Origin of the sequence: Kitasatospora sp. NPDC089797 (assembly GCF_040684795.1) — a bacterium.
Classification (GTDB): domain Bacteria; phylum Actinomycetota; class Actinomycetes; order Streptomycetales; family Streptomycetaceae; genus Kitasatospora.
Genome location: NZ_JBFBGS010000023.1, coordinates 136,709 through 147,750, shown reverse-complemented (window position 1 = coordinate 147,750; position 11,042 = coordinate 136,709). Strand labels below are relative to the sequence as shown.

Annotated in this window: 10 protein-coding genes; all 10 read right to left on the bottom strand. The window is 72.7% G+C overall.

The window, feature by feature from the left end:
* Nucleotides 1-135 precede the first annotated feature (135 nt).
* Nucleotides 136-1,206, bottom strand: coding sequence for a polyprenyl synthetase family protein (locus tag AB0O91_RS20340; RefSeq protein WP_363434985.1), 1,071 nt, complete (start codon nt 1,204-1,206; stop codon nt 136-138).
* A gap of 200 nt (nt 1,207-1,406) precedes the next feature.
* Complete coding sequence (gene hpnE, locus AB0O91_RS20335) at nt 1,407-2,834, bottom strand: hydroxysqualene dehydroxylase HpnE (protein ID WP_363434964.1); 1,428 nt, start codon at nt 2,832-2,834, stop codon at nt 1,407-1,409.
* A gap of 154 nt (nt 2,835-2,988) precedes the next feature.
* Nucleotides 2,989-3,846 (bottom strand): presqualene diphosphate synthase HpnD, encoded by an 858-nt coding sequence (hpnD, locus tag AB0O91_RS20330; protein ID WP_363434982.1) that lies wholly within the window; start codon nt 3,844-3,846, stop codon nt 2,989-2,991.
* Between the two features lie 41 nt (nt 3,847-3,887).
* Nucleotides 3,888-4,835, bottom strand: coding sequence for a squalene synthase HpnC (gene hpnC, locus AB0O91_RS20325; RefSeq protein ID WP_363434962.1), 948 nt, complete (start codon nt 4,833-4,835; stop codon nt 3,888-3,890).
* A gap of 299 nt (nt 4,836-5,134) precedes the next feature.
* Nucleotides 5,135-5,944, bottom strand: a complete 810-nt coding sequence (locus AB0O91_RS20320; protein ID WP_363434959.1) for an ABC transporter ATP-binding protein — start codon at nt 5,942-5,944, stop codon at nt 5,135-5,137.
* Nucleotides 5,937-6,878, bottom strand: a complete 942-nt coding sequence (locus AB0O91_RS20315) for an ABC transporter permease (RefSeq protein WP_350512772.1) — start codon at nt 6,876-6,878, stop codon at nt 5,937-5,939. The genes AB0O91_RS20320 and AB0O91_RS20315 overlap by 8 nt, the downstream gene beginning before the upstream one ends.
* A gap of 142 nt (nt 6,879-7,020) precedes the next feature.
* A complete protein-coding gene (locus AB0O91_RS20310; RefSeq protein ID WP_363434956.1) occupies nt 7,021-7,932 on the bottom strand; it encodes a glycosyltransferase in 912 nt (303 codons plus the stop codon).
* An 8-nt stretch (nt 7,933-7,940) separates the two neighbouring features.
* On the bottom strand, nt 7,941-8,678 hold the full coding sequence (locus tag AB0O91_RS20305; RefSeq protein WP_363434979.1) for a CDP-alcohol phosphatidyltransferase family protein: 738 nt from the start codon (nt 8,676-8,678) through the stop codon (nt 7,941-7,943).
* Nucleotides 8,679-8,769: 91 nt separating this feature from the next.
* Nucleotides 8,770-9,831, bottom strand: a complete 1,062-nt coding sequence (locus AB0O91_RS20300; protein WP_363434953.1) for an iron-containing alcohol dehydrogenase family protein — start codon at nt 9,829-9,831, stop codon at nt 8,770-8,772.
* A complete protein-coding gene (locus AB0O91_RS20295; RefSeq protein WP_363434950.1) occupies nt 9,819-10,574 on the bottom strand; it encodes a phosphocholine cytidylyltransferase family protein in 756 nt (251 codons plus the stop codon). Before AB0O91_RS20295 ends, AB0O91_RS20300 begins: the two co-directional genes overlap by 13 nt.
* Nucleotides 10,575-11,042: the final 468 nt, after the last annotated feature.

Sequence of the window (11,042 nt, the reverse complement as noted above, 5' to 3'; positions counted from 1 at the left end):
GGCCGCGGCCGGCCGGTGTCCTCGGGCTGCCGCCGCCCCGCGCCCAGCAGGGTCGGGGGGCGGTCGCCCACCGCGACCGGCTCGGAATCGTACTCAGGGTCGAGCCGGCCGTCCGCGGTTGCTGTCAACGTAACGTCACCTCTCTCGTACCACCACGAATTCGGCGAGTGCGACGAAGTGCTCGCGCACCTCGTCGGACATGGGCACCTCGTCCAGGGCGGCGAGGGCAGTCGTGTGCTGGCGGCGGGCCTCCTCCTGGGTCCAGGCGCGGCCGCCGGCCTCCTCGATCAGCGCGGCCCGGGCGGCGAGCTCGGGCTCGTCCTCCTCGCCCCGGCCCTTCGGGTCCGCGAGCTGCTCGGCCAGCCGGCGGGAGGCGGTCCCGCCCTCGGCCAGCGCGGCGGCGACCGGCAGGGACTTCTTGCGCTGGCGCAGGTCGCCCCAGTGCGGCTTGCCGGTGACCTCGGTCGCGCCCCAGATGCCGAGCAGGTCGTCCACCGCCTGGAAGGCCAGGCCCAGGTGGTGGCCGTAGCGCTCGAGCGCGCCGGAGACCTGGTCGTCGGCCCCGGCCAGGACGGCGCCGATCGCCGAGGCGGCGGACAGCAGGGCCGCCGTCTTGCCGCCCTCCATCTCCAGGCACTCGGCGACGGTGACGGTGTCGCGCTGCTCGAAGGCGACGTCCATCGCCTGGCCGTCGATCAGCCGGCGGGTCGCCGTGGTGAGCAGCCGGACGGCCCGCGCGGCGTCGGTGGGGCTGGCCCCGCCGGTCAGCGCGGCGTCGAGCAGCACCTCCGTGCCGAGCGTCGCCAGGGCGTCGCCGACCAGGATCGCCTGGGCCGGCCCGAAGACCGTCCAGGCGGTGGCCCGGTGCCGCCGGGTCTCGTCGCCGTCCATCAGATCATCATGAAGGAGCGAGAAGTTGTGCACCAGTTCAACAGCGACCCCGCCGGGCACGCCCGTCTCGGCCGCCGCACCGGCCGCCCGGGCCGACAGCAGCGCCAGGGCCGGGCGCACGGCCTTGCCGCCGTCGCCCTCCACCGGGGTGCCGTCCCGGTCGATCCAGCCGAAGTGGTAGGCGGCGACGGTGTCCATCGGTGCGGCCAGACGGGCGACGGCGGCCCGGAGCGGCGGCGTGCAGAGCGTACGGCTGCGGGCGAGCAGCTCCGGCACCGAGACCGGTTCGGCGTGCGCCGTGCCTCCGACGGCGATGCCGGTGCGTGACTCCACGTGCGTTACCTCTCCCTCGTGGGGCCGGACCGCACGGGGCGGCCGGGTGCTGTCGGTGCGGCTGGTGCCAGTGCGAGTGGTGCCAGTGCCGGTGGTGCCGGGGCGAACGGTGTCGGTACGTCCGACGAGGCCGACGCTACGCCCGTCGGCTCTGGCGGGCTCTCCGGCGCCGGGGCCCGCCGTCACCTGGGCCACCGCCCGTCGCCCCGGTCCACCGGAACCCGGCCGCCGGCCGCGGCGAGCGCGGCGTCGGCGGCGGCGTGGCCGCTGCGCACGGCGCCCTCCATGGTCGCGGGCCAGCCGGTGGCGGTCCAGGCACCCGCCAGCAGCAGCCCGGGGACGGCCGTCCCGGCCCCGGGACGCAGCGCGGCGCTGCCCGGGGCCCCGTCGAAGGTGGCGGTGCGCTCCCGGGTGACGAAGAAGTCCAGCACCTCGGCGCCGGCCGCGGCCGGGAGCAGCCGGGCCAGCTCGGGCAGGTAGCGGTCGCGCAGTTCGGCGACCGGCAGGTCGATCTCGTCCTGGACGGCGGACTGCGAGAGGGCCAGGTACTGCGCGCCGGGGTGGGCGCGGCCGATCGGGGTGCCCGCCAGGCCCGAGTGGGTGGTCCGGTCGAACACCCACTGGACCGGGCTGCCGAGCGCGGCGAAGAACGGCCGGCGCAGCACCTTGCGGTCGTAGACCACGTGCACGTTGAGGATCGGCGTGGTGCCGAGCTCCGCCAACCGGTGGGGGACGGCGCCGGGGGGCAGCAGGGCCGCCGCGGTGTCCTGGGCGCCGGCCAGCACGACGGTGTCCGCGGTGAGCAGCTCGCCGCCCTCCAGCCGGACGGCGTGCTGGGGCGCGGCGGGCTTGAGCTCCGCTACCCGGGCGCGCAGCAGGACGCGCACGCCGGCGCGCTCCAGCTCCGCGAGCGCCCGGTCGTGGTGGATCACGCCGAGCGGGACGGCGGCGATGCCGATGTCCGAGGCGCCCGGGTCGGAGAGCAGGCCGGTCTTGAACACCATCGCGGCGAGCGCCAGCGACACCTGGTCGGCCCGGGCGTTCAGGGTGGCCACCCCGACCAGGTCCCAGAGCGCGGCCGTGGTGGCGGCGTTCTGGCCGTTGCGGCGCAGCCACTCGCCGAAGGAGAGGCCGTCCAGCGCCGGGTCGGCGAGGTCCAGGCCGTTCAGCGCGAGCGCGCCGCGGACCACCCGCGCCCGGTCGCCCGGGGACAGGTGCGGATAGCGGGCCAGGCTCCCGGCCAGGTGCAGCGGGACGGGCAGCCCGGCCCGGCGCAGTCGGCCGAGGGTGCGCACCGGCGCCCGGTCGGGGCCGGTGACGGAGAGCACCGGGACGTCCAGCCGGTCCTGGAGGTGGGTCATCCGGGTGGCGCCGAGGCGTTCCAGCAGGCCGCGGTAGGCGGTGCAGCAGCGCAGGAAGACGTGCTGGCCGTTGTCGACGGTCAGCTCGCCGCGCTGGAAGGAGAAGGCCAGGCCGCCGAGCCGGGGACGCCCCTCGGCGAGGGTGACGTCGTGGCCCGCCTCGGCCAGCCGCAGTGCGGTGGTGATGCCGGCCAGGCCGCCGCCGACCACGACGGCGGCCGGGCGCGCGGGATCGGCTCGCCCGGTCATCGGCCCTCCCCCTTGCGCTCGCCGGACCGCCCGGCGGCGGTCGCGGTGGCCGGCCCGCTCGCGGCCGGCACCTTCGTGGTCGACATCGTGCTCAACACGGCCCGACCCGGATGTGATTCCCCGCTGACACAGCGTGACAGAACTGTGGCGAGATTCAAGAACGCCCCCCGGCGAGCCCGGAAAGCGCGACGTACGCCTTCTCCCAGCCCGGCAGCGAGACCCGGCCGCGGAGCACCGACTCCGGGTCGGCGGCGATCCGGCCGAGCAGCCGGTGGTAGATCCCGGCCATCGCGGCGGTGCAGGCGCGGCTGCGGCGGTCGAGCATCGGCAGCAGGCGCAGGCCCTCCTCGAAGGCGGCCTGGGCGCGGGCGGCCTCGAAGGCCACCAGTCCGGTGAAGTCGGCGCCCACCGGCGGCTTGGGCAGCGCGAAGCCCTGCTCGCAGCCGAACCGGGCCAGGTCCTCGGTGGGCAGGTAGGTGCGGCCGGTCAGGGCGTCCTCGCGCAGGTCGCGCAGGATGTTGGTGAGCTGCAGGGCCAGGCCCAGGGTGTCCGCGTAGTGCGCCCCGCGCTCGGGGTCGTCGCAGCCGTAGACGCCCAGCGAGAGCCGGCCGATCGCGCCGGCCACGCAGCGGCAGTAGACCTTCAGCTCCTCGTACGTCTGGTACTCGGCGCCCTTGAGGTCCATCTCCACGCCGTCGATCAGCTCGTCGAAGCCGCCGAGCGGGATCGGGAAGCGCCGGGCCGCGTCGGCCAGTGCGACCTTGATCGGGTCGGTGTCGTCCTCGGCGACCGCCCCGGAGCGGACCTCGTCCACCAGTTCCCGGGTGCGCACCAGCGCCTCGGCCTTGCGGTCGTCCGGGAGGTCGCCGTCGCCGATGTCGTCGACCCGGCGGGCCAGCGCGTACAGGGCCGACATGGCCAGCCGCTTGGGTTCGGGCAGCAGGCGGATGCCGTAGCTGAAGTTGCGTGCCTGCAGTCCGGTGACTGCCTCGCAGTACCGGTACGCCGCCATGACCGGGGCCGACGCCAGTGGTGATGCCGCCACTCGGGCGTTCACCTTCCCTTCGCGAAGATGGCCGCCGCCTTCGCTGCGAGGCGGCGCTTGTCCGGCTTCGCCTGCCGGGCGATCACGTCGTACCCGGCGTCCTCGACGGCCGCCAGGGCCGCGTAACCACCTGCGGTGAATCCCGCCAGGAGCAGTCGAAGCCTCCCCCGAACCGTACCTACCAATGGTGCGCCGTGGTCGAGCAGGGTGCGGGCCCGTTCGGCCTCGAAGGCGATCAGTTCCCGCACCGCACCGGTCGCGGCGGGCTCGGCGAGCTCCTGCTCAGTGACGCCGAAGCGTTCGAGGTCCTCGGTGGGGAGGTAGATCCGGCCGCGGGAGAGGTCCTCGGCCACGTCCTGCAGGTGTTCGACCAGTTGGAGGGCGGTGCAGATCGCGTCGGAGAGCTCGATCCGCTCAGGGGTGGAGACGCCCGCGATGGCCAGCACCAGGCGGCCGACCGGGTCCGCGGAGAGCCGGCAGTAGCCGACCAGGTCGTCGTAGGTGGCGTAGCGGGCGGTGGTCTGGTCCACCCGGTTGGCCTCGATCAGACGGCGGAACGGCTCGGGGGTCAGGCCGTGCCGGTCGACCAGCGGGACCAGCGGGGCCATCAGGGGGTGCCGGGGCCGGTCGGCGGTGCCGGAGCCCAGCGCCGTCTCGAACACCCGGTCGAGGTCCCGCTCCAGTCCGTCGAGCAGCGCGAGCCGGAAGGAGGCCTCCGCCGGGCTCGGCGGGCCGGACTGGGCCGAAGGGGTGGCGGGGGGCCGCTGCTCGACCCCGAGCAGGGCGGCGGTGGCCGCCGGGTCGGCGAGGTCGCCGTCGCCGGCGTCGTCGACCAGCCGGGCGAAGCCGTAGACGGCCATCAGGTCGTCGCGCCAGGCCGCGGGCAGGAAGAAGGGGGCGACCGGGAAGTTCTCCGCACCCGCCTTCTCCAGGGTCTGCCCCGCGGACGGGTTCACCGGCGTATCTCTGGGCTGGGCCGAAGCCGACACTGCAGTCACTCCCCCGTTCTACACCGCTGGGTACCACCGGTCCGACTCGGACACGCGTCCGAGCGCGGGCGTCACGCACGGCACACCGCCCCCGCGGCCCCCAGCCTGACACTCCGCGACGCGCCCGAGAAGAGCGCCCCGCCCGGCGCACGGTGGCGCTCACCCCCGCGGCGGCGGGCCACCCGGGGTAGGGCGACACACCGAAGGGCCGGTTCCGGAGTATTCCGGGACCGGCCCTTCGGTGCCAGGGCTTTTCGCGCGGGCGGCTACGGGCGCTCGCCGCGCTCGTAGCGGCCGACGACCTCGTCGGTCGGGCCGTCCATGACCAGCTCGCCGGCCTCGATCCAGATGGTCCGCTCGCAGACCTCGCGGATCGAGTTGTTGTCGTGGCTGACCAGGAAGACCGTACCGGCGGAGCCGCGCAGCTCGTCGATGCGCTTCTTGCTGCGCTGCTGGAAGGCCTGGTCACCGGTGGCCAGCGCCTCGTCGATCAGCAGCACGTCGTGGGTCTTGGCGGCGGCGATCGAGAAGCGCAGCCGGGCCCCCATGCCGGAGGAGTAGGTGCGCATCGGCAGGGAGATGAAGTCGCCCTTGTCGTTGATGCCGGAGAAGTCGACGATCTCCTGGTAGCGGGCCTTCACCTGGGCCGGGGTCATGCCCATCGCCAGGCAGCCCAGGATGACGTTGCGCTCACCGGTGAGCTCGTTCATCAGGGCCGCGTTGACGCCCAGCAGCGAGGGCTGGCCGTTGGTGTAGATGCCGCCCTTCTCGGTCGGCAGCAGGCCCGCGATGGCAGCCAGCATGGTCGACTTGCCGGAGCCGTTGGAGCCGATCAGGCCGATCGCCTCGCCCTTGTACGCGGTGAAGCTGATGCCCTTCACCGCGTGCACCTCGCGCACGCCGGCGCCGCGCTTGCGGCTGAGGATGCGGCTGATCGCCGAGGTGGCGCTGCCCTTGCCGGAGCCGGCGCCGTGCACCCGGTAGACGATGTGCACGTCGTCGACGACGACGGTGGGCTCGCGGGCGACCTTGGTGTCCGTCACGACGTCGCGCTTGCTCAGGTCGGTGTCAGCCACGGCCGTACTCCTCCTCGGCCTTCCAGAAGAAGACGTATCCGATGATGAAGATCCCGACCGCCCAGGCGATGCCGTACGTCCACTGGTGCGGCGGCAGGGTCTGGTGCACGGGCTGGTGCTTGTTGTAGATGATCGGCGCGAAGGCGTGGCGCACCAGGTCCATGTAGACCGAGGCCGGGTTGAGGGCCATGATCTTCTGGATGACGGGCGACCAGCTCTGGATCTTGTCCTGGATGCTGAACATCACGCCGGACAGGAACATCCAGGCCCGCATCACGAACGGGATCAGCTGGGAGATGTCGCTGGTCTTGGAACCGATCCGGGCGAAGATCAGCGAGACACCGGTGTTGAACAGCGTCTGCAGCAGCAGCGCCGGGATGACCAGCAGCCAGGTCTTGCCCGGCGTGATGCCGCCCGCCAGCACGGTGATGACCAGGACGACCATCGAGATCAGCAGCTGCTGGAGCTGGATCACGGTGAAGGCGATCGGCAGGCTGGCGCGCGGGAAGTGCAGCGCCCGGATCAGGCCGAGGTTGTCGGAGATCGCCCGGGTGCCGGACTGCACCGCGTTCTGGGTGAACTGGAAGACGAAGACGCCGATGCACAGCCAGGAGATGTAGGTGTGCCCGGGGAAGCCCTGCTTGCTCGCCAGGATCACGCCGAAGACCAGGTAGAACACCCCGCAGTTGAGCAGCGGGGTCACGACCTGCCAGAGCTGGCCCAGCTTGGCGTCGGTGTACTGGGCCACCAGACGGGCGGTGGCGAAGGCCCAGATGAAGTGGCGTCGGCTCCAGAGCTGCTTGGTGTAGGCGAACAGTCCGGGGCGGGCACCGCTCACCGACAGACCGTACTTGTCCGCAAGCTGCTTGGGGGTCAGGCCCGCGTCCGCCCCCGTGGGGGCTGAGAGGCTGACGGGTTCACTCACTGTCGACACATTCGTCCTTCGCGCGGGATCGGTCGGGGCGGCCGGTCGGCGGGGGTCCGCCGGCCTTGCGCCGATGGGGATCCACTGGGATCACGGGGGGATTCCGGCCGGTGTGTGGTCACCGGCCGTGGCGATCGATCGTCTGATCCAATCAGATGATCGGAGGTCGGCCCATCCTGGTCAGTCGCCAGACGGTACGCCATCGCATCGGCTTCCGCGGACCGCAGGGTTCGCGGAAGCCCGCCCGGAATCCGCCCAGCCAGGCCTTCAGCCCCTCCGCGGAGGGGCGTCGGGCCAGGGTCAGCAGAAACCAGGTTCCCAGATAGAGAGGCACCAACGGGGCCGGAAGGTTCCGCCTCGCGAGCCAGACCCTGTTGCGGGCCACGTTGTGGAAGTAGGTCGCGTGCCGGGCCGGCGACGTGGCGGGGTGGTGCAGCACCACGTCCGCCCGGTAGTCGATGGCCCAGCCGGCGTCCAGGGCGCGCCACGCGAGGTCGGTCTCCTCGTGGGCGTAGAAGAACTCGGCGGGCAGCTGCCCGGCCTGCTCGAACACCTTGCAGCGCACGGCGCTCGCGCCGCCCAGGAAGGTGGTCACCCGGGAGGAGCGCAGCGGGTCGCTGGCGCGCAGCCGGGGGACGTGCCGGCGCTGGGTGACCCCGGTCTCCGGGTCCTCGATCCGGAAGGACACGATGCCCAGCTCCGGGTCGGTGGTGAAGGCCTCGCGCAGCAACCGGGCCGAGTCGGTGCGCGGCAGCAGGCCGTCGTCGTCCAGGAAGAGGACGGCGTCCACCTCCCGGCCGTCCGGGCCGAACAGCTCGATGCCGACGTTGCGGCCGCCCGGGATGCCGAGGTTCTCCGGCAGCACGACGGTGCGCACGCCCGCGGGCAGCGGGGGCAGCTCGGCACCCTGGCCGACCACGGCGAACTCGACCGCCGGGCCCTCCTGGGCGCGGACCGACTCGATCAGGGCGTTGAGCTCGACCGGCCGGTTGCCCATGGTGATGATGACCACGCCGAGGCGGAAGTCCTCGGCGGTGGTCGGGGCGTTCATCGCAGTGTTCATCGCAGTGTTCATCGCAGCCTGCTCGAAAGGACGATGCTCAGGAGGTGCAGCACGGTCTGCAGCATGGCGATCGCCGCCAGCACCACGACCGCGAGCCGGGTGAAGAACAGCCCGCCGTGCACGGCGTCGGCGATCCCGGCCGCCAGGATGAACAGCGAGGCCTCGACCGCGCCGACCAGCCGGTGGAACTTCAGCAGGGAGGCCGCCTTGCGGGCCTTGGCCACCGAGGACGAGCGCGGCACCGAGGCGCTGTCCTCGACGGCGGTCATGCCGCTGCGGGCCCGGGCCACGTCCACCAGGTCCGTCTCGGACTTGATCAGGATCGCGCCGAGCGCGGCCAGCGTGCCCAGGAAGGCCCACTCCCAGTGCGAGCCGCTGCCCTCGCGGTGCAGCAGGTCGGTGGCACGCAGGCCGAGGCCGGTCAGCAGGGCCGCCTCGGACATGTAGTGGCCGACCCGGTCCAGGTAGACGCCGGTGAGCGAGGTCTGCCGGCGCCACCGGGCCACCTCGCCGTCCACGCAGTCCAGCAGCAGGTACACCTGGATCAGCAGGGCGCCCAGGACGGCGCCGGTGATGCCCGGCAGGACCAGCGCGGCACCGGCCAGGATGCCGGTGAACATCATCAGGTAGGTCAGGCCGTTGGGCGTGATCGCCGTCACGGTGGACAGCACGCGGGTGATCCGCAGCGAGATCCGCCGCATGTACAGGCGTCCGGCCCAGTGCTCGGCGCTGCGGCGCTGGAGCATGCCCTCCGGGTGGATCACCGCCCGCAGTTCCTCGATCGAGGGCCGGCGGGTCAGGTCCACCGGGGGCCGCTCGGCGCCCGCGGTGGAGGGGTCAGCTGTTGACGGCTTGGACATAGTCGGCGTACGCGTCCCTGATTGCGGAGGGGGAGAGGTCGAGGTGTTCCAGGATGGTGAAGCGCCCCGGGCGGGTGTTCGGAGCGTAGTGCACGGCCTCGGTGAACTCCGCTTCGGTGAAACCGATTTGAGCTGCGGTCACCGGCAGCCCGTGGTGCGCCAGGCGCTCCACGATCAGTCCGGTCAGCTCGCGCTCGCCCCGCAGGAAACTGGCGAACGCGGCGCCGAGGCCCACCTGTTCGCCGTGCTGGGCGGAACGCTTGGGGTACAGCACGTCCAGGGCATGCGAGATCTCGTGGCAGGCGCCCGAGGAGGGACGGGTGCTGCCCGCGATGTTCATCGCGATGCCGGACAGTACCAGGGCTTCGGCGAGGGCCGTCAGGAGGTCCTGGTCCTGGGTGCTCCCCGGGTGCCGCAGCAGGTTCTCGCCCGCCGAGCGGGCCATCGCGACGGCCAGTCCGTCCACCGGCTCGCCGGTGACCGTGTGCGACAACTCCCAGTCCGCGCAGGCCGAGATGTTGGAGACGACGTCCCCGATGCCGGCCGCCACGAAGCGCTGCGGCGCCTGCCGGATCACGTCCAGGTCGACGATGATGCCGATCGGGCCGGGCACCCCGTAGGAGCCCCGGCCGGCGTCGTTGTCGAGGGTGGAGACCGGCGAGCAGATGCCGTCGTGGGCCAGGTTGGTGGCCACCGCGACCACCGGCAGGCCGACCCGGGCGGCGGCGTACTTGGCGGCGTCGATGATCTTGCCGCCGCCGAGGCCGACGACCGCGTCGTAGTGCTTGCCGCGCATCTCCTCGGCGAAGCGCACCGCACTGTCGAGGCTGCCGTCGTCCACGTTGAACCAGTCGGCGCCGGGCAGGGCCGGCTCCAGGCGCTCCCGCATCGCGGCGCCGGAGCCGTTGCTGATCGCCACCGCGATCCGGCCCGAGGCGGACAGCCGCTGGTCCGCCAGGATGCCGCCGAGCGCGTCCAGCGCGCCCGGGCGGATCTCGGCGAACAGCGGCGACGGGACCAGTCGGGTCAGTACTGGCACGCGATCTCCCGCGCCTTCGCCAGGTCGTCGTGGTTGTCGACCTCGACCCAGGAGACCTCGCCGATCGGCTGCACGTCGATCCGCAGGCCCCGGTTGACCATCTCCTGGTAGCCGTCCTCGTAGTACAGCTGCGGGTCGCGCTCGTAGGTGGCGCGCAGCGCGTCGGTGAGGTCGGCGGCGGCGGCCGGGTTGATCACGGTGACGCCGATGTACTCGCCGGTCGCCTCGACCGGGTCCATCAGCTTGGTGATCCGGCGCATCCCGGTGGCCGGGTCGACGACGACCTTCATCTCCTCGTCGGCGAGCTTCTTCACCGTGTCGAGGGCGAGCAGGATGCCGGGGGCTCGGCCGCTCTCGACGAGCCGCTGGTTGCCCTCCAGCATGGTGCGCTGGACGGAGGCCGGGTGGACGGTGTCGCCGTTGGCGAGCAGCAGGCCCTCGGCGAAGAGGTCGCGGGCGCACCAGAGCGAGTAGGCGTTGTTCCACTCCTCGGCCTTGTCGTTCTCGACCAGGTGCAGCTTGACGCCGTACTTGCTCTCCAGGGCGTCCTTGCGGTCGCGGACCGCCTCCTTGCGGTAGCCGACGACGATCGCCGCGTCGCGCAGTCCGACCTCGGCGAAGTTGCCGAGGGTGAGGTCCAGGACGGTCCGCTCCCCGTCGACCGGCACCAGCGCCTTGGGCAGGGTGTCGGTGTACGGGCGCAGCCGGCGGCCGGCGCCGGCTGCCAGAACGAGGCCGATCATGCGGGGTCTCCTGATCCGTCGTGCGTCGTGCGGTGCGCGCGGGGTGTGCCGACGTCACGGCGGCGCGCTGTCGGCCCCCGGACCGGCGTTCGGCCGGGCCCGGCGGCGGCGCGCCGAATCGGCACAGATCCGGGCAGCGTTTCGTAAGTGATGGTAGGCGACCCGGGCGACCCACCCGAACGCACCCGGAGGCGGCGAGGTGACGGTGGGGTGGAGGAGCGGTGTTCGAACACGATGGGAACGGATTCCGAACTGTTCTTCGAGACCAATGACCCTTCCGTGGACGTCCCGGACCCTTCTCCGGCCGGATCCGGACTCCTCGTGGTCATGATCCGCCCGGATGTGCGTGGGACCCGTCCGGACCGCCACCCATACGGCAGACTGGGCACCGACGCCGGCGCCGGTGCCCCCGCTGCGTCCGATGCACTCCACCCGGTGCACAAGACGCACCCGTTGCTCCCGTTGCTC